Raw genomic sequence first — 25,947 nt, 5'->3', positions numbered from 1 at the left:
CGGTTTCTATCTTTAAAACTAAAATTAGTGTTTGTTTTGTTCCTTATTTTCTATTTTGGCTAAACAATTAGGGCTCGCTCTTCATTTTTGTGTAAGGTTAGCATATTGGCTGATATAGACTATTAATTTTTGTGCATTAGTTTGATAATTCATTAACAGAATTCAAGGTAAAAAAAGACTTTATTTCAAAGCATCATTTACAGACTGGCTATCTACAAACTGTTCAAAACTAATAATTTTACGATCTTTCAGTTTCCAAATGTGAGCCACTCTGGCGGCGAATGATTTACCTGTAATTTTATAGGTTCCCGTGTAAGTTCCGTAAGCGACTACTTTATCATCGCTGGCAACGTAATCTTCAGGAGTAAATTTGTAATCAATCCATTCGCTTCCTAATCGGCTAAAGATATTTTGAGTTACATTTTCTAAACCAATGTAAGTTCCTGCATACGGAAAACCTTTAGCTTCTGTCCACGAAATATCTTCGACAACATATTTAGCCAAATTTCGACCATTTTCTTCCGAAGTTTTGCCTTCGTAAGTGCTTTTAACTATTTCAAGATTTGTCATTGTCTTTTTGTTTAAAGAACAGCCTGACAATACAAAGAGTGCCGTCAGGCTGTAAATGATTGATTTTACCATTTCATTTCTCCAGTATTTACTTTTGCACCAATCATTAAGGCAGTATCAAAAGTAAGTGTTGGATATTTTGTTTTCAAAGCCGTAATTAAAGCTTCTGATGTTTTATTGGTTTTCAAAGCCTCTTCGTAGAATTGAATGTAACTTTTGGTGTGATTTACAGCAGCGATATCAAATGGAGAATTGGAATTGGCATGAGCCGGAATTACAATTTCAGGTTTTAAAGCCGAGATTTTATCTAATACGGCAATCCAGTTTTTGCGGGCTTCAGCAGTTTGAGCATCCGCCATCCAAAGATGGAAACTAGTTCCAAAAACATTAATTCCGCCTACAACTGCTTTGATAGAAGGAATCCATACAAAAGTTTTATTCGGAAAGTCTTCCAAACCAATGATTTCTAATTTCTGACCTTCCAGTTCAATGCTGTTTCCTTTTAAAACCTGCGGCAAAACAACATTTGACGTAATAGCTTTACCTAATCGTTCGCCCCAAACGTCTAATTTTTTTTGTGCTGTAGCTTTAATTGCTTCTACAGAAGCAGGTGATGCATAAGCAACTACATCCGGGAAATATTTTTTAAATATTTCCAATCCAAAATAGTAATCAGGATCTGCGTGAGAAACAAAGATGGTGGTTAATTTTTTACCACTTGTTTTAATCTCCTGCGCTACTTTTTCGGCATCCGCCAAAGTAAATTGAGCGTCAATCAAAATTGCATCTGTCTTTCCGGAAACGATTACCGATGCTACACCAAAACTGTTTTCTGATGCGTTGTAAACCTGAAGTTTTAAATCTTTAGTTTCAATTGTTTTAAAACCTTGTGCTTGTGATTCCATATTAAATAAAATTAAAATTGTTATAAATACTCTCGAGATAGTTTGTTTCATTGCTTATGCTGGTTTAAATTAACACTGCAAAGATGGAACGTAATGCGATCTCAAACATTAAACTAGTTTAATAAATAAAAGGAAAAATTTATTTTTTGACAGCGATTTTCTTTCGAATATTACTCAAAAAAACATTGGTAATTCCCAGATAGGCAGCTATCTGTATGTTAGAAAGCCGTTGTATAAGCTGTGGGTATTTTTCTGTAAATTCTACATAGCGGGACTCGGCTGTTTTACTAAGGTTATCTATCATTCTTCGTTGAAGGGCAACGTGCGTTTTTTGTGTCATTACCCGAAATAGCTTTTCAATTTTAGGCAAATTAGCATAGGCAAACTCCTTATCTTTTTTAGAAATTACAAGCACTTCGCTGTCTTCGAGCGCTTCTATGAAAAGTTGTGAAGGGGTTTCAGTAGTAAAACTATCAATATCAGTAACCCACCAATTTTCAATAGCAAAATAGAGTATTTGTTCAAAACCATTTTTATCAATATGATAAACCCGAAAAAGTCCTTTGGTAACAAAACCTTCAAATTTGCAAATCTCGCCTTCTCTGAGTAAAAAGTTTTTTTTTGGGATTAACTTTTGCTCAAATAAATTGCAAAAATCTTCTATTTCATTTTCTGCAAGAGAAATATGTTTAGCGATATTTTGTTTTAAAAGTGCTTTCATATAACAGTGCGTAAAAGTGCTGCTAAGTATTTCTTTACTTTAGCGAAGGTACATAAATATTTAAATAAGCTATTGAGCTTTTCAAAGGATAATTATATTGAATATGGGAGTTTTTGCATAAAATATTTCTATGTTTTTAAGTCTCCGAGCAATTATGAATCACTATCAAACGATCTTAAATTATTCTGATAACAGAAGTACAAATGCTTTGGCAGAATCTTTCAATGCAAAAATAAAAGTTTTTAGATCTTAATTCAGAGGTGTAAAAATTTAGATTTTTTCCTTTTCAGGCTAAGCAATATTTATGCTTAAATTTTATACTCAACAGGTTTTCGTTTTGATCCTCTTTTTGCCTAATCGCTAACTTTTGCAACTGATCCGCAAAAAGTAGTCAAACTTACTTATTTGATAATATGAAAAAAAATGGTGCCAATTGAAGACAATTGGCGCCATTTTAATTAGACATTCTCTTTTATCTTTTAATCTGTTACTTTTAAATGCTGAATTTGTCCATTATTAAAATCAAAATGAAATTTCAACACGACGGGGCCGCCGGGAAACGTGCCGGAAACATTTGCTGTGAGGACACCTTTTGATTCAGATTGCTCATAATTAAGTGGTTCCAGCGCAGATTTATACTCCTCCATCGCATGGGTGATCCACTGTTGAATTTCTTCTTTGCCATTATGGGTTTTTCCCTCGTCATGAACGATGGCAGATTCGGTGAAACATTCCGCGAAAGCTTTGCTGTCGAAAATGTGTTGCGTTTCAATGAAACGCTCTACTACTTGTGGTAATTCCATGATCTTGATGTATTTAGTTTTTAAATTGTTGGTACCGTTCCACCGTCAATGACAAAGTTTGTTCCTGTTAAGTAACTGGCTCTTGGTGAAACTAAAAAGCCAACCAATTCGGCTACTTCTTTCGGTTCGGCAGGCCTGCCATAAGGTATTCCACCCAATGCGTCCATGACACCTTGCTGAGCTTCTTCTACAGTGCTATTTGAATTTCTTGCGATCTCGCCCAACCAAGCTATCGATGCTGTTGTATTTATCCATCCTGGGGAAACAGTTAGCACTCGGACACCTTTTGGCGTAACTTCTTTCGATAAACTTTTGCTGTAATTGATCAATCCTGCTTTCGAAGCTGCGTAAGGCAAAGTAGAGTCGTATAGTGGTAATATACCCTGGATGGAAGCGATGTGAATAATAACACCACTTTTCTGGTCGATCATTTGCGGTAAAAATCCCCTGTCAAGTCTGACGGGAGCAAGTAAATTAGCTTGTAGGGTTGATATCCAATCTTCGTCAGTTAACGCACTGAAGCCGCCGGCGGGTGTTGTTGAAGAACCAAGATTGTTCACAAGAATGTCTAGTCTCCCATAAGTAGATAAAACTTCATTAACTACTTTTTCTGCTCCTTTGGCTGTACTTAAATCAGAAGAAATAAAATGCAGTTTGTTGTTTTCTTTTTCTGCTGCGTTTCTGGCAGTAATAATTACTGTTGCGCCCGCTTGCAACAGTCTTTCTGCAATTGCCTTTCCGGCTCCTTTTGTACCTCCCGTTACTAAGGCAATTTTACCTGATAATTCGTTTTGATAATCCATCTTATATTCGTTTTAAAATTGTTAGGTACAAATTTCTGAAGTATGTAAGTTTCTTACAAGTACGGAGTTACGATTCAGATAGGGATAAATTTTTCCCTATTGCAGGAATTGGCAGATAGGTTTACTTTTGTAGTATGTATGAGAGAAAAACAATCCCGAACTTAAATTGTGGACTTGATCTAATAGGTGAAGTACTTTATGGTAAATGGAAGATACGCTTACTTTGGTTTATCGATCAGGGACATAAAAGACCAAGTGAGCTGCAGCGTAAAATACCTGATGCTTCACGCAGGGTTTTAAATATTCAGCTGAAGGAATTAGAAGAACATGAACTAGTATCAAAGGTTATTTATCCTGTTGTGCCTCCGAAAGTTGAGTACAGCCTGACAGATTTTGGAAAAACACTAATTCCTGTAATTGCAGTTATAGGAAATTGGGGAGATGTGCATGAGGAACGTTTACGCACACTAATTTTGAAACGTTTGTAATAAGGCCACTATTGAAGAATCTTTTAAAAGAAATAAATCAACTTTTAACTTCAGTTGAGCATCAATTAATCATCACAGATATGAGAGGTGAAGATTTAAGTAATGATGAAATGATATAACATTTTCTAAATCTTTTATATTTCCTGGACAATAACATTTTTAAATCATATATAAGTTTATCAAAAAAGCTATCAGTCATTATATTATAAATGATTGATAGCTTTTTTTGAATTGATAATTTTGAGAAGTATTTTTCTGATTCTCAAATTTATATATTTTTTCTTTTGAGATAAAGTGATGCTGACTGGCTCATTGTAATTAATGAAGCTCCAAGTATAACAACATCTTTTAGTACTAATCGTCCACGTCCGGATAAATAAGGAAATCCATATTGTTGATCTGTCAAATGCGGCACCCAGCTTTCAGGAGTGGTCACTAAAAATGAAAGTGTACCAATGGTAAGAATAAACACCATTATACTTCCAAACATACTTGCCAAAGGAGCCCAGTTATGAATGGCAACCAGGAAAGCAATACCAATTAATAAAATTCCTAAGCCATTTGCAAAAGCATACGTATTGTTTTGAATGTTCCATTCATGATTTTTAGTAATTAATTCCCCTTCCTTATTGCTGTATTGTTTATACTCAGATGGATTATCATAAAAAAAAGACATAAAAGGACTGTTTGCTACAAAAGGTACAATACCGTCGGCTTCATAAGTAAAAAATTTAAGTCCGCCAATCCATAAAAAAACGATTACTATACCAGCACGTATGGCATTTTTTCCCAGCTTATCAAGATTTGCTATTGTGCTTAAAAGAGAATTTTTCATTGCTTTGTTTTTTAAATTTTGTCATAATTAACAAGGCAAATTTATAGCTGAAATAAGAATTAGGAAATGGATAAAAAACGCTATTACTTGGACAAATCTGCCACGATAGAAATACCGGTTGTTTTCCTAAAGGTTTGAGGAGAAATTTTGGTCATTTTTTTAAATACTCGGCTAAAATAATATTCATCCTGAAATTTTAAGGCATAAGCAATTTCCTTAATACTCAATCGGGTAAGATGAAGCTGCTTTTTTGCTTCTAAAATTAATCTTTCCTGAATCATTTGCGTTGGAGTCTTATTGAAGCGTTTGCCACATTGCTTAGTGAAATTATTCGATGTCATAGACAATAAGGAAGCGTAATCACTTGGTTTGTGGAGGGATAAGAAATTTTCCTCGAGCAGTATTTTGAACTGGTCCATCTTTTCATCTTTTTGTGAATTTTGTTTTTCACTGGTTGTTTTCAGACTACTAGATTTGGCAAGTATAAGCTGAAGATAGGATCGTAATACAATTTCTGAAGGGGCTTGCTCTTTAATTTCATCAATAATCTGATCGACTAATTGACAGTATAATAGATGTTGTTCGGTAGTTAATTTTATGGAAGGTTCAATGTAAATATTGTTAAACAATAAACCGTTACAGGCAACCTCTTTTCTATGGTATTCAATGCAATAAAAGTCACCGTGAAATTGTAATGTGGTATATGTCAACGGTGTAATTTCTTTGATGGATATGGACTGCTGCGGTGTTGAAAACAATATGACAGGGGCCTTAAATGAAAAAGAAGCAAAATCTGCATGGTAAATTCCTTCTCCTTTGCTGATTAATAAAACAGTATATTCACTAAATTGTACTGGTGTATCTAAAAATGAATTGTTTTCAGATTTTTCTACTCCTAAAAGTAAAGTTTTATTTTCTGAAAATACCTTATTCATTTTGTGGGGAGTTGGATTATATAATTGTAAATTTAGAAATGAATTCTAGTTATTCAAAATTATTACTATACTTAAGTATCAAATTTTCAAAAAATTACGATAAACCAAAAGAGAAAAAAATCCTGCATCCTTAATAGGACTTCGAATCATCGTTCAGCCGCTTTTTGACAGTTTATTTCAAGCAGACTGAGAATTCCTCATGAAAAAATCGAACCATAAAATATCACTTTGTAAAGATTGATAAATATATATTTATGGGTATAAAAAAGAGACAACTATGATATAGTTGTCTCTTTAAGTGACCTCGACTGGACAAATTTCTAGAAATTTTATCGAAGATTTGAAGAGATTGTCATACTACCTGTAATGCCTGTCTTTCATTTGCGTTATGATTTTGGTTTGGATGTCCTGTTGGGGATGGTGTAAAATTTGTAGCTAATTTTAAATTTTGCGATATTGGGGCTGTACATTCGAACTTAAGTTCGGTAGCCTTTGCATTTACTGCATTTCTGATTCTTCTACACCCAAATGTACCACGATTCTGCCACAAAACTTTTTAGTGTTTTTATAAAGATTGAAAACAACCTTTACTTTTTTGTAGTAAAAAAGGTATCCGATCCAAATATGAATATGTCTATGTTTTTGATTGATAAATCCATCTTAGAAAAATGTATTATGTATAATTTTATTTTCAGTTCAGGACTCAGTTATTTGATCTTGAATTTTATTGAATAAGATTATTAGTTAATATTAGGAATAGATTTTTTGTTTGGTTTGATAGGGAGATTAAATAGTTAATTAATCTCCCTTGTTTTTGTGACAATAAAATGAATAAAGGAAATTTAATAAATATAGAGGTTTATATGAAAAGAGAGAATTTTAAAATTAAAAAGAATAGTTCTTTAAAAAAGACGATACCATTTTTTATACTGCTTTTTTTTTGTGCAGTTAATGGGCATTGCAGAAATGAAGAAAAAACAAAAAGCGCATTGGCTGTAATAGAAAGACTTATAGGTAATCGTGTCAGCGAGTTTGAATTAAGTATTATTGAAAATAAAGAGAATAATAAATCAGATTGGTTTGAAATTGAAACGACAAGCAATCAGGTAAAAATCAAAGCATCAAATAATACTGCAATTTGCTATGCAGCTTATAATTTTCTCAGAGATATAGGTGCAGTTTTAGTAAGCTGGGAAGGAAACAGAGTTAGTTTACCTAAGATCTGGCCAAAGTATTCAAAAAAAGAAAATACACCATTTGAATATAGAGAATATTTAAATGCCTGTACTTTTGGCTACACAACTCCATGGTGGGACTGGAAGCGCTGGGAACACGAAATTGACTGGATGGCAATGCACGGAATCAATCTTCCTACGGCAATGGAAGGCCAGGAATCGGCATGGCAGGAATTATGGAAAGAATATGGTTTGACTAACACTGAATTAGAGTCGCATTTTGCAGGACCAGCCTTTTTACCGTGGCAGCGTATGGGAAATATTAATAGTCTCGAAGGGCCATTACCACAAGAATGGTTCAGTAAAAAAGAAGAGCTGCAAAAGAAAATCTTAGATAGAATGAGAGCATTAGACATGCATCCTGTTGTACCTGCTTTTAGTGGTTATGTGCCTAAAGCTTTTGCCGAAAAACATCCGGAAGCCAAAATAACGGAATTAAAATCGTGGTCTGGCGGTGGTTTTGCAAGTACTTTTTTACTGGATTCTAAAGATCCTTTATTTAAAAAAATCGGAAAACGATTTATTGAAATTTACACCAAAATGTACGGGAAGTCTAATTTTTATTTAGCCGATTCCTTTAATGAAATTACGCCGCCGGTTTCTGAGCATAATAAATATGAAGAACTTTCAAATTACGGAAGCGCAATTTATGAAACTATTAATGAAGCTGCTCCCGGTGCGGTTTGGGTTATGCAGGGATGGCTTTTTGGTGACAATAAAGAGTTCTGGACAAAAGAAGCTACAAGCGCATTTCTAAGTAAAGTACCAAATGACAGATTGATGATTCAGGATTATGCTAACGACAGATATAAAGTGTGGGAAAATCAAGAGGCTTTTTATGGAAAACAATGGACTTACGGTTATGTGCATAATTATGGCGGATCAAATCCTGTATATGGAGATTTGAATTTCTATAAAAATGAATTAACGAGTTTAATGAAAAATCCAAATAAAGGAAATCTCGTTGGTTATGGTGCTATGCCGGAAGGATTAAATAACAACTCAATAGTTTATGAATACATTTATGATCTTGCGTGGAGTAAAGGAGAGCAGCCTATAAATGATTGGCTCAATAAATATCTGGATGCGAGATATGGAAAAAAGACTTCTGCTTCTGTTTTTCAGGCATGGCAATTATTGTTAGAATCAGTTTACAATATTAAATATTGGGAAACACGCTGGTGGAATGATAGGGCTGGAGCGTATATGTTGTTTAAGCGTCCGACGGCAACAATTACAGAATTTAAAGGAAATCCCGGAGATAAGAAAAAACTAAAAGAAGCTTTGGATATTTTAACCAAAGAAGCTAAAAAATATGATAAAAAGAATTTTATTCAATACGATTTAATTGATGCTTCAAGACATTATTATTCACTCTGCATTGATGAAGATTTGATTGAATGTGTTAAAGCATATCAACAGAAAGATATTTTAAAAGGAGATCAGCTATTTAAAAGGATAGAAAAACAAGCATTGGATATTGACAATTTTATGATCGGACAACCTTTAAACAGTCTTGATAATTGGGTAAAATCGGCCTCTGCATACGGAAGTTCTCCAGAGGTATCTAAATTGTACGTAAAAAATGCCAAAACATTAATTACGCTTTGGGGCGGAGAAGGTCATTTAAATGATTATGCTTCAAGATCATGGCACGGAATGTATAAAGGATTTTACTGGCCAAGGTGGAAAATGTTTTTGGAAGCGTTAAAAAAATCAGCAGTAAATAATACTCCATTTGATGAAACCAAAGAAAGGGAATTAATTAAAAATTGGGAAATCAAATGGTCTGAAAATAAATAAATAATATAAAGAGACCATAACTAATACATATATAAACAAAATATAACTTAAGCTTTTAACGATCGTCTTATACGATACTGAATATACGAAATGAAACCTTTTACCAAATGGATTAATTAGTAAGTTTTTAACTATATAACTTTAGAGGAATAACTTTGTAAAGTATTGTTTTTGTTGGCTTTAAAGAAATTATCCATGTTTCTGAATAACTTGTCCATTTGTTAAAATTTCTTTACCAGTAATTTCGTCAATACGATTTAACCAATTAACCAAAAAAAAACAATGGAAAAACTTAAACTTTTATTATTAGCCTTTTTTCTTGGCTTCTCAATTAATACCTGGGCGCAAAAAACAGAAGTGTCCGGTATAATTTTAGATGACAAAGGTATTCCTCTGCCAGCCGCTAATGTGCTCGAGAAAGGCACAAATAATACTGTAATAACAGATTTTGATGGGAAATTTAAAATTTCGGTATCAAACAAAACTGCGATACTAATAATTTCTTTTATGGGATTTGATGACCAGACTCTAAAATTAGAGCAAACAAAAACAAATTATTCGATTAAATTACATTCTAACACAACTAATTTAGAGCAAGTAGTAGTGGTTGGTTATGGTAAAGGATCACGTAAAAACCTTACTACTGCCGTAACTTCGGTTAAAGCTGAAGATTTAAATAAAGGAGCAATTAGTGATGTTGGACAGCTTTTGCAGGGTAAAGTTTCGGGTTTGAACATTTCATCAAGTGGTGACCCTACAAAAACGGCTTCTGTGGTTTTGCGTGGAGCTTCGACATTAAATAGCTCTCAAGGTCCATTTTATGTAATAGATGGTATTCCAGGAGTTGATATCTCGGTAATTGCACCAGATGATATTGCAACTATCGATGTCTTAAAAGATGCTGCTGCAACGGCAATCTATGGTAATCGTGCTGCAAATGGAGTTATCATGGTAACGACAAAAAAAGGAAGTAAAGGCAGAACGCAGATTGCATACAATGGTTATGTTGGATGGGAAGAAGTTTCAAATAATCTGGACATGATGAATGCAGATCAGCTTAGAGCTTTTACAACTAAAAACAATTTGAATTTTACTCCGGAAAACGATAAAGGTGCTAATACAAACTGGCAAAAAGAAATTTTAAGATCAGAACGTGCAGCATCAAGCAGCCATAATTTATCGATGAGCGGCGGCGGAGATCATGGAAACTATACAGCAAGTATTACTTCGCTTAATAAAGAAGGTATAATGCTAAAAAGTGATTTTTCCCGTATCATTGCCCGCTTATCTGTTGAACAATTTGCTTTTGATGATAAGGTTAAATTTGGTTTAAACGTTACTAATGCTAGTACAAAATATAAAAATGTACCACAGAGAAATACTGTTCTTTTGCAGGCAGCAAGCTATCTTCCTGTTTCTCCGGTAAGAAATGCTGATGGAAGTTTTTTTGAAAACTTTACCAGTCCGGGATATTTTAACCCAGTAGCTTTAATTGAACATGGTACTGATGAAACTAAAACGGATAATCTTGTAGGTAACCTTACTGCAGAAGTAAAACTTCCATTTGGATTTACTTACAATTTGAATTTAGCACACCAAAGATTAACGTCGGCTCATGGAGAATTTTATGATAGTTATTATTCACAATACAACAGTGCCAATTTTTACAACAACCCAGATCCGCCTTTGACAAAAACATTGGTTAATTTTGGTGTAAATGGTTCTGCATTGAGAAATTCTTACGAAACCAGAAACAATATTATTGAAAGCTACCTTACTTGGGATAAATCAATAGGAGAGCATAAAATAAAAGCTGTAGCAGGTTACTCATGGCAGGAAAATACATTGGGAGACGGATTTCAGGCTACAACAACCAACTTTCCGGTAGATAATGTAGGATATAACAACCTTGCTTTAAGTAATTACACTTCGGTTAATGGTTATGTAGTAAATTTTGGAGATAGTAAAGCATATCAAAAAACGCGTTTAATATCCTATTTTGGACGTTTAAATTACAATTACAAAGACAAATATCTTTTGCAGGGATCACTTAGAAAAGATGGTGGATCTATGTTTGGAGTAAATAATCGCTGGGGATATTTCCCTTCTGTAGGAGGTGCATGGAGAGTAGACAAAGAAAGTTTTATGCAGAATCAAAACATTTTTAGTGATTTGAAATTCCGCGGAAGCTGGGGGGTAACAGGAAACTCTTCCGGGTTTAATGCTTATACAGCTCAGTTCATTTCCGGAAGTTTAGGGACTTTCTACTATAACGGACAACAAATAGGAGCTTATGGACCTAATCAGGCGGCTAACCCTGATTTGAAATGGGAGAAAACAGCTACTACAAATATTGGAGTTGATTTCTCAATTTTAAAAGGAAAAGTAACAGGTTCTGTTGATTTGTACAACAAAAAAACAACAGACATGATTTTCAATTATAATGTTAATCCGGTACTTGTGCCAGTAGGAACAATTGTAGCAAACGGAGGAGCAATGACTAATAAAGGTATTGAGGTTAGTTTAAGTATAACTCCGGTTAAAACTGCAGATTTCAGCTGGTCAACTAATCTGAATTTGTCACATAACAAGAATGAGATCGTTAAATTAACCAGTCCTTTCTTTGTTGGTGGAGATTCTATCCGTCGTGTGCAACCAGACGGAGGCGGACAAACAGGAAGTACATTGCAGATTTTTAAAGAAGGAAAACCTTTAGGACAATTCTTTACATTGAAGTACGCAGGGAAAAATGATGCAGGAGTTTCACAATATTATGATAAAAATGGTAATTTGACTACTACACCTCTAATTGGAGTAGATTATCATTATGCAGGAAGTGCACAGCCAAAATTATTAGTAGGATGGGCAAATAATTTTCAATACAAAAAATTTGATTTAAGTATTTTCTTCAGAGGAGTTTTTGGCAATAAAATTTTCAATGCAACACGTGCCGATCTATTCAGACCTAGTACTGCAATGACCAATAACATTTTAGTTGATGCAGGAAACGAGTCACCAAATGACTTAAACTCTTATAAATATTCAGATCGTTTTATAGAAGACGGTAGTTATGTAAGATTAGACAATATGACTTTAGGATATAATTTTGGTAAAGTGGGCAGGTATATAAGCAGCGTACGTATTTACCAAACAATAAATAACGTATTTGTTATTACAAAGTATAGAGGAATTGATCCCGAAGTTGAACAAGGAGGAACAGCTCCTGGTGTAGATTCGAATAACTTTTATCCAAAAACCAGAACTTATATGTTTGGTTTAAATGTGATCTTCTAAAAATTAAACGCTAAAATTATGAAAAAGATATTAAAATACTTAGGGCTTCCAGTACTTATGGCTGGTTTAATCTGGTCTTGTGATGATCTGGATGTGCCTATTACAACACAATTGACACCTGAAGTTTTTCCTCAAAACCCAACGCAATATATTCAGACTACAGGTCCAGTTTATGCTGCTTTCCGAGGCGAGTTTTCATTTGCCTGGTGGTGGGCGCAGTCTTTATCTACAGATGAAGCCATTCTACCGGCAAGAGGAGGAAACTGGTTTGACAATAGAAACTATATCGCTATGCATTATCACGATTGGAACGCAGATAATGGTATCATAGGAAGTCTTTGGGACTGGTCCTCTAAAGTTATCGGAACAAGTAATCAGGCAATTTCAATTTTAAACCAGACAATGCCTGAAGGTTCAGATAAAAATACTTTGATTTCGGAATTAAAAACAATGCGCGCTATTTCTTATTTCATGTTAATGGATAGTTATGGAGATGTGCCATTAGATACCTTATATGGAGATTTTACGTCTCATGCTAAAACACCTAGAAAAGACGTTTTCAATTTTATTGAGAAAGAATTAAAAAATGCCGTTCCTAATTTAAATCCGGCAGCGGGAATGACCACTTACGGAAGACCAAATAAGCAGACTGCTAATGCAATGCTGGCTAAATTGTATCTAAACGCTGAGGTATATACAGGAACACAACGTTATAACGATTGTATCGCAGCATGTGATCAGGTAATTAATTCAGGTTTGTATGCTGTTGAACCCAGAGCAACTTACCTTCAGATGTTTTATCCAACAAACGGACCGCAAATCAAAGAATTTATTTTTGCCGTTCCTTACGATCCGGCAGCAGTTACAGTAGGTTATAACGGACAAATGTACCATGCCCGTTATGATGTACCTCGTTCTGAAAGAGCCAAATTCGGCCTTCCGTATACGCCAAGTGCACCAAGAAGTACCCTTCCAGAATTTTACGCATACTTTAATGATGTAAATGACATACGTAACAACCAATGGCTTACAGGTCTTCAGTATATGAATGACGGCGTTACTCCGGTGACGGTTACAACAACTAAAAAAGGGTACGATCAGTTTTATACAGGATCTGATGGAGGTGCAGCATATACCTATCAGGTAAATTTAACGCCAGACATTATTCCTCGTCAAAGTGTAACTTTATTTGATCTTGGAAATGATGAAATTGCCTGGAACATGGGGTATAGAAATATTAAATTCTACCCGGATGCTACTTCAACAAATCGTAACCAAAAGAACGATGTTCCTTTCTTGCGTTATTCAGATATCCTTTTAATGAAAGCAGAATCAATTCTTCGCGGCGGAGGTGTAACATTAGGACAAAGTGCAGATGCATTAGTAAATATGGTTCGTTCTAATCGTACAACTTCTGCAGCTTTGAGTGGTGTAACTTTAGAAGAACTTTATAAAGAAAGAAGCCGTGAGTTTACGTGGGAAGCATGGCATAGAAACGACATGATTCGTTTTGGAAAGTATGAAGGACAATGGGGATATAAAACCAATACAGATGTATATCGCCGCGTTTTCCCAATCCCAACCAATGCGATGGTTTTAAACCCAGCCCTGACTCAGAATGATGGATATTAAAAATAAGAATTAGTTAAGTACGCATTTGTAACCCAATTTTAATTTTGAAAGGAGAGGAACGTCAAAATTCTTTTCCTTCTTTTACTAAAAGTAAACTGGTTTATTAAGTTGCTCTTGAGAATCAGTTTAGTTTTATTTTTTGAATGAAGACAAGGCTTAATCGAATGCGCTTTCAGAAAAACAATGAAAGATTAAGCTTTGTAACATTCATTGAGTTTATGTTTTGAGAATACATTATAATCCAATAATTCTGAGGTAAATCCTGCGTCTTACATTTTTCTATTTTGAAATAAACCAATATTGCCCCAACAATACAAACAGTATAAATGGAACTAAATAAAATCTATAAAATAGGACGTATTGGAGTAAGTTTAGCTCTTGTTTTTTTAGTGTCATGTAAAACCCAAAAAGAAGTTTCTTTAAAAAAGAAACAGTTATCTGACATGGTTTATCCGTTGTTGGACACAGAAAATTCCAGATGGTTTTACTTTTCATCAGCAAGCCGTCCGTTTGGTATGGTAAACTTAAATCCAGATACCGAAATTAACGGCGATTGGGGAGGCGGTTATAAATATAATACAGATACAGTTAAGGGTTTTAGTCACATTCACGAATGGCAGATGTCAGGTGTATCGGTAATGCCTATAACAGTTTCAGCAGAAAACAAACAAACTATTTTTAAAGACTTTTATTCCAAATTCAGTCATCAAACCGAAATTATAACACCGGGATATCATTCTTTAAAACTAGATCGATATCAGATAATTACAGAATTAACCAGCACGCCACGAGTTGGTTTTCACAAATATACCTTTCCAATAAAGTCACAAAAAGCAGTTCTTTTTAATTTGAATACTATTTTGGGACCTTGCGAAAATACAAACGGAAAATTAGAAAAAAATAATGATTTTGAGCTTTCCGGATCATTAGTTTTAAGTACTAATTTTAGGCGCCCAAAACCATTAACTGTATTTTTTAAAATTAAAACAAATGAGCCGATTACTTCTTTAGAAATAGATAATGTGACGGGTAATTATTTGGTTAATTTTAATAAAACGGCCGACCAAATATTAATGAAAGTTGGTATTTCGTATACATCAATTGAAAATGCCAACAATAATATTGAAACCGAATTACCGCACTGGAATTTTAACAAAACAGTTGCTGATTCCAGAAATGAATGGAGTGATTTATTAGGAAGAATAAAAATAGAAGGAGGAACGCAAACCGATCAAAGAAGATTTTACACAGATCTATGGCATGCTCTGCAAGGAAGAAAAATGATAAATGATGCAAATGGAGCTTATCCTGATAATACAGGCGGCAAATTTAGGGTGGGACATTTGCCTTTAAATGCTGATGGAAAACCAAAATACAATCATTATAATTCAGATGCTTTTTGGGGAGCACAATGGACAATAAATAATCTTTGGGGACTTGTGTATCCTGAAATTATGGAAGAATTTGTGTACTCTTTAATGCAATATTATAAAGATGGTGGTATAATTCCGCGTGGTCCTTCCGGAGGAAATGATACCTATGTAATGACAGGAGCCTCAGCAACACCATTTATTGTTAGCGCTATTCAAAAAGGAATTGTAACAGAAGATTTAGAAGCTATTTATATTGCACTCAAAAAAAATCATATGCCGGGTGGTATTATGGAAAAAGCCGGATATGAACATAATACCAATATTGGCGGCGGATTAAAATATTATTTAGAAAAAGGATATGTACCTTATCCACTTCCCGAAGGCAATTTTGGAAGTCATGAAGACGGTGCAAGCCAGACTTTAGAATATGCTTATCAGGATTGGACTTTGGCACAATTGGCTAAAAAACTAAACCATGAAGAAGATTATAATTATTTCATGAAAAGATCAAAAAACTACCAAAATATATTTGATGACAAAATAGGCTGGATGCGTCCAAAAAATGTAGAAGGAAAATGGCATGAAAATTATGATCCATATCAATATGAAAATGGATTTATAGAATCAAATGGAGCGCAATCTACATGGTTTGTTCCACATGATATTGAAGGTGTAGCCATTTTAATGGGGGGAAATGAAAAAGCTGTTGCAAAATTGAATGCTCAATTTGAAACCGCTAAAAAACAAAAATATACTTCCGGTACATCGCACGATGCAGAATTACATCCGGAGTTTAGCAGAATTCCCGTAAATTTTGGAAACCAGCCTTCTATACAGACCTCCAATATTTTTACCGTTTTACGAAGACCGGATTTAACACAATATTGGACAAGAAATGTAATAAAAGAAACTTTCAGCGGATTATCTCCTGCAACTGGTTATAACGGAGATGAAGATCAGGGATTAATGGGAAGTTTGAATGTATTGCTTAAATTGGGTTTATTTCAAATGAACGGAGGAACAGACAAAGAAGCTGTTTATCAAATAGGAAGTCCTATATTTAATAAAATCTCGATTGCATTAAATTCGAAATATTATTCAGGTAAAATATTTGTGATAAAAGCTAACAGCAACAGCACTGAAAATGTTTATATAAAAGATATTAAATACAACGATAAAGCAGTTCAAAATTTTAGTCTTTCACATCAGGAGATTACAAATGGTGGTGAGCTGATTTTACAAATGTCAGATCAATCAAACTAGAAAATAATTAAACACATAGTAACTATATTTTATACTTTTTGAAAGAGTAAATTAAAAAGAAACTCGTTTCTCACACATAGCTATGTGTTAATGCAAATGAAACGCCTTTTAAGCGGCAACAAATCTATGCTTCTATGCGTTAAAAAAATGACATGCCAAACAAAACCAAAGAAATAATACAATGAAATTAACGACCAGGTTTATCTTTTTTTTAGGAATATCATTTCTTGTTACAATAACGATTAATGCTCAGCAAACTGTACATCAATATGTAGATCCGATGATTGGATCAGAAGGAGTAGGCAGGGTTTTTATCGGGCCATCTTGTCCATACGGAATGGTAAAACCAAGTCCGGATTGTACCTCGAGCCCCAACAGCGGCTGGCTTCCAATGCCAAAAGAAGTAACAGGTTTCAGCCAGGTACACGTAAGTGGAACAGGCGGAGGGCCGAAATACGGAAACATTCAGATTATGCCATTTTCCGGTGCTTTAGATAAAATGGACCAGATTTCATTTAGAGCGGAAGAAAATGTAAAATTGGGTTACTATGAAACTGTTTTCAAAGAAAATAAAATCAAAACAGAAATCACTACAGGCGAAAAAGTATCGTTTTACCGTATAACTTATCCACAAAACACATCAAAAGAATTAAAAATTGATCCCGGATTTTTTCTTGGAGAAGAAAAGATTCCTAATGCCAGAGAAGCACAGCAGTTTGTAGGTTCTCAAATCGAAATTGTTTCCGATACTGAAGTTAGAGGATATAGCAGAATCAGAGGAGGCTGGAATAACGGACGCGCTTACACCGTTTATTTTTGGGCTGTTTTCGATCAGCCTATCGCAAAATATGTAACTTTTAAAGACGGGAAATTTTATAACAATCAAAAAGCACAGTTTGATTCCGGAAAGAAAACAGCAGCCTTGTTTTCTTTCGGAAACGTAGGAAAAGAAGAACTGAATGTCAAAATCGGAATCTCATTTTTAAGCGAATTAAAAGCAAAAAATAATATAGAAGTTGAAATTCCACATTGGAATTTTAATACTGTTTTGACTACCTTAGAAAATAAATGGGAAGCGTTATTAAGCCGAATAAAGTTATCTGAAGATACATCAGATGAATATAAAAAAATGCTTTACACAGGTTTGTACCATACCATGATCATGCCTGTTGACCGCACAGGAGAAAATCCGTTATGGACAAATGATGAACCTTACTATGATGATTTTTACACGATTTGGGACACTTTTAGAACGTCAAGTCCATTAATTACGCTGATTGACAGTAAACGAAAAGTTGAAATTATCAATGCCATGCTCAACATTTACAAACGCGAAGGGTTTTTACCCGAAGGACGAAGCGGCAACGATAACGGAAGAACTCAGGGCGGTTCTAATGCTGAGGTTGTACTGGCAGATGCTTTTGTAAAAAACTTAAAAGGAATAGATTACGAATTGGCACTGCAGGCTATGCTCAAAGATGCGACAGTTCCGCCGGGAGGAAATGAAGAAAAAGAGGGAAGAGGCGGATTAATGGATTATCTGAAATTAGGATACGTTCCCTACGGCACAGACCGCGCAGGAAACCGAACCATTGATTATGCATACAACGATTATAATATTGCCGTTGTAGCAAAAGGATTAGGTAAAACTGATTTATACAATCAATACATCAAGCAAGCCGACAGCTGGCAGAATATATGGCGTTCTGATTACGAAAATAACAGCGCAAAAGGATTTATTATGCCAAAAGACAAAGATGGAAACTGGCTTGATGAGGTTGTTTTTGGAGAATCAAAAATTCAAAAACCTACTTTTAAATATACGCCCGTAATTATCGAATCGCCTTGGTATGTCTGCCATTGGTGCGTTTTCTTTTACGAAGGCAATTCTTGGGAATATTCATTGAGCATTCCGCACGATGTTCCGGAACTGATCAAAAGATCAGGTGGAGAAAAAGCGTTTGAAGACAGATTGAATACTTTCTTTAATTCAGATTTGTATAATGTAGCCAATGAGCCTTCGTTTTTAACGCCTTGTTTGTATCACTGGATCGGAAAACCCTATTTGAGCAGCGACAGAATCAGAACCATTATCAAAAATAATTTCAATACTTCCAGAGAAGGACTTCCCGGCAACGATGATTCGGGTGCTATGTCTTCCTGGCTGGCATTTCATATGATGGGATTGTATCCAAATGCAGGACAGCCTTATTATCTGATCAACACGCCTTTGATAAAAGAAACAACGATGCAATTAGAAAACGGTAAAAAGTTTAAAATCTCAGCAGAAAAAATGAGTGATAAAAACAAATACATAAAAGCAGCTTTTTTAAACGGAAAATCGTATAACAAAGCGTGGATTTTACATGATGATATTCATAATGGAGGAGAATTGGTTTTAGAAATGGATTCGAAACCTTCGGCATGGGGAACAGCTGTTTTACCGCCAGCAAAATAAAATGATCAGCAAGATGAAAAATATAATTTTAGGATTTCTGTTTTTTGCATTTTATCAAACAGGAATATCTCAGAACTACATTCCAACACTAAAAAACAATACCGAGTTGCATTATGTATGCAAGCTTCACGGGCAGACCAGAGCTTTACAGCTTACAGCTGACACGGCAGACAATGCGTTGGCTTTCAAATTGGAAACAAGAGGTGTAAAAAGCAAAATTGTGATGCTTGCCGAAGCAGTGAAAAACGGAAATGCCTTAAGTTTTAATCAAGGAGAATATGCACCGGTTTTACATTTAAAACCGACAGAAACTTTTTTTATGATTTCGAAGTCGGCTTATGAGGATTTAGTGAAAAATAATTCTTTTGTGTATAATAATACGACTTATGTTTTGGACAAAAACAAAGACAAAAACAGCGTTTCTATTGATGGAAAAGTAATCGATGCGCTGCACGTAATCGCACTGATTGATGAAACTCAAATGTGGATTGTAAAAAATCCGGAATATCCATTAATCTGTAAAATAACCAAAAATCCTCTGGGCATCAATTTTACTCTGGTTAAAGTCGTGGATTAATAAAATAGATTCATTTTAAACACATAGAAACATCGGTTTAAAATTAAAAAAAGAACCTTTAAAAAAAACTAGTTTTCCCGAAGCTTCGGGATGTGTTAAAGCAAGTGAAGTGCCTTTTAACAGAACCAAAATCTGTGTTTCAAATTAAATAGTTTATTTTTATTAAAATGTTGTTTCAACTATTTTAAAACCAATTCAAAAATACTAAATTATTCTTTTCATGTCATTGAAAAATATCTTTTGTTCGTTGATTCTTTTAGTTCTGATTTCCTGCAAAACAGAACAGCATTTCAATGAGAAAAAGACCCAAATTGCTTTTATAGCCGATGTTCATTTACAGGATATTTTTGCAAAATTTAAAGACAACAATTATCAGGGAGTCAAAAATCCGGTTACGGGCGAATATGCCAATATCAGAACGATGAATTCACAGCTTCATTCGACTAGAATTTTCAACGAAAATTATTTTGCTTTTCTGGAAGCCTTAAACGATATTGTCAAAAGAGGCATTAAACAAGTCGTACTTCCGGGTGATTTCAGCGACGACGGACAACCTGTTCACGTTTGCGGATTGAGAAAAATACTCAACAAATATTCCCAAAAACACGGTGTCTCATTTTTTGTTACTACGGGAAATCATGATGTTGTAAGGCCGTTTTCGCAAGATGCAACAAAAACTGATTTTCTTGGCAAAGACGGAAAAGAGCAAATTATCAGCAGTTCTAAAAATAATTTAAGCAAAAGTAAAAGTAAAAGTGAACTGGAACCAGTCATAACAAGCGATATAAAAAACTGGGGTTACAAGGAAACGATTCACGAAATGAGAGATTTTGGCTTTTTTCCAAAAAAGACCGATTTGTATTGGGAAACACCTTTTTCAAATTATACGTATGAGCATTATAATTTTGAAAATGCTCAAAAAGAATCTGCTTTAGAGAAAAGAACGTATCTAATTAAAAACACGAATCTATATCTTCCAGATGCCAGTTATGTTGTCGAACCACTTAAAGGAATCTGGCTTTTGGCTATAGACGCCAATGCTTATGTTCCGAATGAGAAATTATCAGGAAAACCAGATAATCCGCATGATTTTTTAGGAGCCAGTACAGGTTACAATAACGTTCTAATTTATAAAAGCCATTTATTAAAATGGGCTAAAAAAGTCTCTGCTGAAGCAAAGAAAAGAGGAAAAATACTGATTGCTTTCAGTCATTATCCGATGGTTGAATTTAATGACAATGCATCGCCGGAATTAAAAAAGTTATTTGGTGCTGATAAAATGCAATTGCAAAGAGTTCCTGATGAAGAAGTAGCTCAGCAATTTGCAGATGCCGGAATTCAGATTCACTTTGGCGGCCACATGCATATCAACGATACAGGTGTAAGAACTTCCACAAAAGGGAATACTTTATTTAATATTCAGACGCCTTCACTTGCGGCTTATATGCCAGGGTATAAAATATTGACTATTCATTCTGCTTCTGAATTTGAAGTCGAAACGGTTGTACTTGGAAAAGTGGTTGATTTCAATCGTTTATTTCCTTTTTATGAAGAAGAATATGCTCATTTGCAAAATAGTAAAAGTGATCATATTTGGAATAAAGAAATTTTAAAAGCCAAAGATTATAAGGAATTTACAAACTGGCATTTAAAAGAATTAGTTCGTTTAAGATTTTTGCCGGAAGATTTTCCAGTCGAATTTTTAAAATCAATTGTAAATCTTTCAGGTAAAGATTTATTGCTAATGAATAAAAATGTTTCAGAGCTTGATAAAGATCTGCAATCAAATTTGCTAGCAATTTATGATTTCGAATCATGGACGGGTTTTGATATGATTTTCGATTTTTATCGCTTAAAAAATGCTGATGAACTGGCCATTCCTGAAATCGGAAACAAGAGATTAAAACAATATGAATTGGTTTGCAGACAGTTAAAAAAATCAAATGATTCAAAACTGATTTTATGGGCAGAAATATTTTTGAAGACCATGAATGGCGAGCCTTCTGAGCATTTTAGAATTGATTTAAAAAACAGCAAAATTGATAATTTATCTGTTAAATAATTTTGATATTAATTAAATCAAAAAGATTAAATTGCATTTATAATTTATTTTCATGAGACAAAAGTCCTTTATACTATTCTTGTTTTTTACTATTTTTTATCATAGTTATTCACAGAATATAAAATTTACGCATTATAATGACAATAACGGATTGTCTCATAATTCAGTACGACATATTGTGCAGGATAAAAAAGGTTTCATGTGGTTTGGAACATTTTCAGGATTAAATCGTTTCGACGGTTATCAGTTCAAAAACTACATGAGTTCTACACCGGGGAAAAATAAATTGTACAATGATGATATTACAGCTTTAGAGCTGGATGAAGAATCAAATCACTTGTGGATTGGCACCCGAAAAGGATTGACACTTTTTAAAATGGACACTCATGTTTTTACTACTTTTTATAATAAAAAAGCAGATCCAAACAGCCTCCCTGACGATGAAGTTAGAGCTGTTTATGTAGATAAATTTAAAAGAGTTTGGGTAGGGACCAAAACAAAAGGAGTGTATCTATTCTTTTTGAAAGAAAACCGATTCGAGAAAATTCAGCTTAAAGGTTTCGATTATGTAAAAGAAATTTTTGAAGACAAAAAAGGCAATATCTGGGTTGGAAGTTATGAGAAAGCAGCTGTGGCAAAAATCACGATGGATGCAAAAGGAGCGATCGTAAAGATTAACAATTACACGCTTTCCGTTCCAAATTCTAACATAAAAAATCCATATCTTAATTTTATTTATGAAGATGCCAAATCGGATATTTTTATCGGAACTCGTGAAGGTTTGTACAAATTAGACGAAGCCAGCGATCAATTTGTCAATTTATATATTGAGAATAAACAGATCAGAGGCGCTTTAGGCCCGTATTTTTTATCAGTTGCCCGCGCTCCGGACGGTAAATATTGGGTGGGAACTTTAGGCGGATTACTGGTTTGTAATCAATTAGAAGACATTCAGAAAGGAATTTACAAATGGTATTATTCTATTTTATCAGATGATACTTCGCTTGTAGATAATTTAATTTCGGCACTCTATTTTGATGTTTCCGGAGTCTTATGGATCGGAACAGAAGACGGATTAGATAAATACGATCCTTATGAAAATCAGTTCACTTTAAATAAAGATATATCACGCTCCATTGGTAATCAGGCGCCGCGTATCAGGGGTTTTGCTAAAACCTCTGATGAAAAAGTGATTGTGGCCACCTATCACAACGGACTTTTTATTTCTAATACGAAAGGCTCGACTCCTTTACACAATACAGGAAAAGATATCGCCAGTATTTATTCTGATGACGGAAAGATTTTTTACTGTGGTCTGTGGGACGGTAATATTTTAGTTTACAATTACAGCACAAATTCTTCCAGAGAAATACAAGCAGGATTTGAAAAATCTCCCGTTTTTGCTTTTACCAAGATTGGAGACAATGCTATGATAGTTGGTTCTTTTGGAGAAGGAGCGATAATATTGAATACCAAAACGTTACAAGTACAGACTTCAAAAGGAAAACTTTTGCCTGGTTTTCAGATAAATGCGATAGAAAGAGACGCTAAAAATAATGTTTGGTTTGCTACCGAAACCGGAGTTGTAAAATACAACATCAATTCAGGAAAAATAGAAACCTATTCTTCGCTATTTATAAAAGAAAAAGGAGTGCCGCATGATGAAAATGTCAGTGATGTTTTAGTAGATATAAAAGGAAAAATATGGGCTTCAACACGTTTTGGGCTTTGTTTGTTCAATCCCAAGAAGAACGAATTTGAACCTGTAAAGAAACTTAAAGAACTTTCAGGCAAATGGATTACCGATATCTTATCAGATGCAAACGGAAATTTGTGGTTGAATATCAATAACAATAATATTGCCTTCGTTAAATCTAATTTAAAGGACATTAGTATTTATCATGTAAACAGTGGTAACAGATTGGACGTTTTTAGTTCAAGCGGCTTTTTTTATTTTAATAATTCTAATGTTTTTCTTGGAGGTAAAAATGGAATTATTTCTTTTTCGCCACCTGGAATGAAAAGAAATAAATGGTCGCCGTTACCTGTTATTTCAGAGTTTAAAATTCAAAATGAAGAAATATTTCCGGAAATGGAGATTAATGGAGAAATTCCGCTTTCAAAAGATTTGAATTATGGAAAAGAAATAGAACTGACACATAAAAACCGCAATTTTTCAATTCAGTTTTCTGCTCCCTCTTTCGCAAATGAAAAACTGAATAAGTTTCAATATATGCTCGAAGGTTTCGATAAACATTGGATTACTGCTAATAGTACTTCAAGAATTGTTCAATATACTAACCTTTATCCCGGAAGTTATATATTCAAAATAAGATCAAGCAACAGTGATGGATATTGGAGTAAAACGGTTTCGTATAAAATAAAAATCCTGCCGCCTTTCTGGCTTACACCAACTTCTTTTTTACTGTTTTTGGCACTTTTATTTGGCATTTTTTATTTTGTCAGAAAAGAAATAAAAAACCGTATTCGTTTAAAACAAGAACTGCTTACCGAAAAAGTAAACAGGGAACACGAGGTTAAGTTAAACAATGAAAAGTTACGTTTCTTCACGAATATTTCGCATGAATTAAGAACGCCGTTAACGCTGATTTTAGGTCCGGCAAAACAGCTGTTAGATGAAAGCAGCAACGCAACCGATTATGAAAAAAGCAGATACAATCTGATTTATCAAAATGCCAGCAGATTGCTGAATCTGGTAAATCAAGTGTTAGATTTTAGAAAAGCACAATCAGGTGAATTAAAACTGAAAGTGACTAAAACTGATATCTTGGCTTACTCGAAAAATATTTTTGATTCTTTTAAGGAAATGGCTTATAATAAAAAGATTAAGCTCAATTTTATTTCTGAAAATGATGAAATAAACGGCTGGCTGGATAATGATAAGTATGATAAAATTCTATACAATTTATTATCGAATGCTTTAAAGTTTACCAACAAAAACGGGAATGTAGATTTATATGTCAGCTTGAAAGATACTGTTGAAGATGTTTTAGTGATCGAAGTAACCGATGATGGAATTGGGATTCCTTTAAAAAGTCTGGATAAAATTTTTAAACGATTTTATCAGGCAACAAACAGTAAAGCCAATAATACTGGATCGGGTATTGGTTTGTCATTGGTAAAATCCCTAGTAGCCATTCATAAAGGAATTATTGCTGTAGAAAGTACACAAGGAAAGGGAAGTACATTTAGGGTTGAAATTCCGATTGACCGTGCTTCTTACGAGAATAAAGAAGTGTTTGAATACGCGCTAAAAAATGACAATCTGAGTATGCTTATTCCAGAAAAAGCGGCTAAGAAAATCATTCAAAACACTGATCTTAAAGAGAAAATATTGGTTATTGAAGATAACAGTGAACTCAGAAAATATTTGGTTGATTATTTGTCTGATTATTATAAAGTTTATGATGCAGAAAATGGCGAAGAAGGTTTGAAAATCTGCCGACAAATTAAACCAATTTTATGCGTTGCCGATGTAATGATGCCCGTTATGGATGGACTGGAGTTTTGCCGACAACTTAAAAATGATGAATTCATCAGTCATATTCCGGTTGTGATGCTTACTGCGCTTTCTGAAAACATGGATAAGGTGAAAGGTTATGACATGGGTGCTGATGGATATTTAGTTAAACCTTTTGAGCCATTATTACTTAAAACGGTTATTGAGAATATCATAAAATCAAGATTAGAGCTTAAACAAAAATTCTCCGGCGAAGTAGAAGGTAAAATAAGTATGCTGACACATTCTCCAGTTGATGAAGAATTTATGGAAAAAGTAACTAATCTAATCAATGATAATTTAAGTGAAGTAGATCTTTCGACAGAATTTCTATGTGATAAAATGGGCGTGAGTTCTTCTAAATTATATAGAAAAATTAAAGAACTGACTGATTTGGCGCCAAATGAATTTATCAGAACCATTCGTTTAAAAAAATCAGCCGAACTACTCAAAACTAAAAAATACAATGTTTCAGAAGTAACGAATCTCGTTGGCTTCAATGATCCTTTATATTTCAGTCGATGCTTTAAAAAACAATTTGGTTTCCCACCAAGTAAGCTTATTAATTAAGTTTTTTCTTTTGCCACGAATTGCACTAATTTTCATGAATTTAGATGAGATTAATCTTTGTCAAAGTTTTAAACTTTGACAAAGATTTTTTGCTTCTAGT

At 34.1% G+C, this 25,947-nt stretch carries 17 protein-coding genes; 10 read left to right on the top strand and 7 right to left on the bottom strand.

Annotated features, from left to right (window positions below; translation table 11 throughout):
- Nucleotides 1-180: 180 nt before the first annotated feature.
- The 3 genes from Q7C23_RS06540 to Q7C23_RS06530 all read right to left on the bottom strand — a co-directional run bounded on the left by Q7C23_RS06540 (nucleotide 181) and on the right by Q7C23_RS06530 (nucleotide 2,196).
- On the bottom strand, nucleotides 181-570 hold the full coding sequence (locus Q7C23_RS06540; RefSeq protein WP_375031747.1) for a nuclear transport factor 2 family protein: 390 nt from the start codon (nucleotides 568-570) through the stop codon (nucleotides 181-183).
- A 65-nt stretch (nucleotides 571-635) separates the two neighbouring features.
- Nucleotides 636-1,526 (bottom strand): MBL fold metallo-hydrolase, encoded by an 891-nt coding sequence (locus tag Q7C23_RS06535; RefSeq protein WP_375031746.1) that lies wholly within the window; start codon nucleotides 1,524-1,526, stop codon nucleotides 636-638.
- 88 nt (nucleotides 1,527-1,614) lie between these two features.
- Nucleotides 1,615-2,196, bottom strand: coding sequence for a Crp/Fnr family transcriptional regulator (locus Q7C23_RS06530; RefSeq protein WP_375031744.1), 582 nt, complete (start codon nucleotides 2,194-2,196; stop codon nucleotides 1,615-1,617).
- Nucleotides 2,197-2,326: 130 nt separating this feature from the next.
- Between Q7C23_RS06530 and Q7C23_RS06525 the strand changes: the two genes are divergently transcribed.
- Nucleotides 2,327-2,449, top strand: coding sequence for a transposase (locus Q7C23_RS06525; protein ID WP_375031743.1), 123 nt, complete (start codon nucleotides 2,327-2,329; stop codon nucleotides 2,447-2,449).
- Nucleotides 2,450-2,675: 226 nt separating this feature from the next.
- On the opposite strand, the gene Q7C23_RS06520 is transcribed toward Q7C23_RS06525, so the two are convergent.
- Together Q7C23_RS06520 and Q7C23_RS06515 are read right to left on the bottom strand one after the other, a co-directional pair.
- Nucleotides 2,676-2,999 (bottom strand): nuclear transport factor 2 family protein, encoded by a 324-nt coding sequence (locus Q7C23_RS06520; RefSeq protein WP_375031742.1) that lies wholly within the window; start codon nucleotides 2,997-2,999, stop codon nucleotides 2,676-2,678.
- A gap of 20 nt (nucleotides 3,000-3,019) precedes the next feature.
- On the bottom strand, nucleotides 3,020-3,802 hold the full coding sequence (locus Q7C23_RS06515) for an SDR family oxidoreductase (protein ID WP_375031741.1): 783 nt from the start codon (nucleotides 3,800-3,802) through the stop codon (nucleotides 3,020-3,022).
- Between the two features lie 134 nt (nucleotides 3,803-3,936).
- Between Q7C23_RS06515 and Q7C23_RS06510 the strand changes: the two genes are divergently transcribed.
- Nucleotides 3,937-4,290: a winged helix-turn-helix transcriptional regulator gene (locus Q7C23_RS06510; RefSeq protein ID WP_375031740.1), complete on the top strand. Its 354-nt coding sequence runs from the start codon at nucleotides 3,937-3,939 to the stop codon at nucleotides 4,288-4,290.
- A gap of 268 nt (nucleotides 4,291-4,558) precedes the next feature.
- Here the strand turns inward: Q7C23_RS06510 and Q7C23_RS06505 are convergent, their stop codons facing one another.
- Together Q7C23_RS06505 and Q7C23_RS06500 are read right to left on the bottom strand one after the other, a co-directional pair.
- Nucleotides 4,559-5,125, bottom strand: a complete 567-nt coding sequence (locus Q7C23_RS06505; protein WP_375031739.1) for a DUF417 family protein — start codon at nucleotides 5,123-5,125, stop codon at nucleotides 4,559-4,561.
- A gap of 83 nt (nucleotides 5,126-5,208) precedes the next feature.
- Nucleotides 5,209-6,060, bottom strand: coding sequence for a helix-turn-helix domain-containing protein (locus tag Q7C23_RS06500; RefSeq protein ID WP_375031738.1), 852 nt, complete (start codon nucleotides 6,058-6,060; stop codon nucleotides 5,209-5,211).
- Nucleotides 6,061-7,049: 989 nt separating this feature from the next.
- Here Q7C23_RS06500 and Q7C23_RS06495 point away from each other — a divergent pair.
- From Q7C23_RS06495 to Q7C23_RS06460, 8 genes are all read left to right on the top strand, one after another.
- A complete protein-coding gene (locus Q7C23_RS06495) occupies nucleotides 7,050-9,098 on the top strand; it encodes an alpha-N-acetylglucosaminidase (protein ID WP_375031737.1) in 2,049 nt (682 codons plus the stop codon).
- A 282-nt stretch (nucleotides 9,099-9,380) separates the two neighbouring features.
- Entirely contained in the window at nucleotides 9,381-12,392 is a 3,012-nt protein-coding gene (locus Q7C23_RS06490) for a SusC/RagA family TonB-linked outer membrane protein (RefSeq protein ID WP_375031736.1), read from the top strand.
- An 18-nt stretch (nucleotides 12,393-12,410) separates the two neighbouring features.
- Nucleotides 12,411-14,024: a RagB/SusD family nutrient uptake outer membrane protein gene (locus Q7C23_RS06485; RefSeq protein WP_375031735.1), complete on the top strand. Its 1,614-nt coding sequence runs from the start codon at nucleotides 12,411-12,413 to the stop codon at nucleotides 14,022-14,024.
- A gap of 326 nt (nucleotides 14,025-14,350) precedes the next feature.
- A complete protein-coding gene (locus tag Q7C23_RS06480; RefSeq protein WP_375031734.1) occupies nucleotides 14,351-16,660 on the top strand; it encodes a GH92 family glycosyl hydrolase in 2,310 nt (769 codons plus the stop codon).
- Nucleotides 16,661-16,841: 181 nt separating this feature from the next.
- Entirely contained in the window at nucleotides 16,842-19,118 is a 2,277-nt protein-coding gene (locus tag Q7C23_RS06475) for a GH92 family glycosyl hydrolase (RefSeq protein ID WP_375031733.1), read from the top strand.
- A 13-nt stretch (nucleotides 19,119-19,131) separates the two neighbouring features.
- On the top strand, nucleotides 19,132-19,695 hold the full coding sequence (locus Q7C23_RS06470; protein WP_375031732.1) for a hypothetical protein: 564 nt from the start codon (nucleotides 19,132-19,134) through the stop codon (nucleotides 19,693-19,695).
- A 220-nt stretch (nucleotides 19,696-19,915) separates the two neighbouring features.
- On the top strand, nucleotides 19,916-21,757 hold the full coding sequence (locus tag Q7C23_RS06465) for a metallophosphoesterase (protein ID WP_375031731.1): 1,842 nt from the start codon (nucleotides 19,916-19,918) through the stop codon (nucleotides 21,755-21,757).
- A gap of 52 nt (nucleotides 21,758-21,809) precedes the next feature.
- Nucleotides 21,810-25,847 carry a two-component regulator propeller domain-containing protein gene (locus Q7C23_RS06460; RefSeq protein ID WP_375031730.1) on the top strand — a complete coding sequence of 1,346 codons (4,038 nt, stop codon included), beginning with the start codon at nucleotides 21,810-21,812 and terminating at the stop codon, nucleotides 25,845-25,847.
- Nucleotides 25,848-25,947 lie beyond the last annotated feature (100 nt).

This window comes from Flavobacterium sp. LAR06, from assembly GCF_041946075.1.
Taxonomy (GTDB): Bacteria; Bacteroidota; Bacteroidia; order Flavobacteriales; family Flavobacteriaceae; genus Flavobacterium.
The sequence above is the reverse complement of the archived record's forward strand: the minus strand, read 5'-3'. Positions and strand labels throughout refer to the sequence as shown.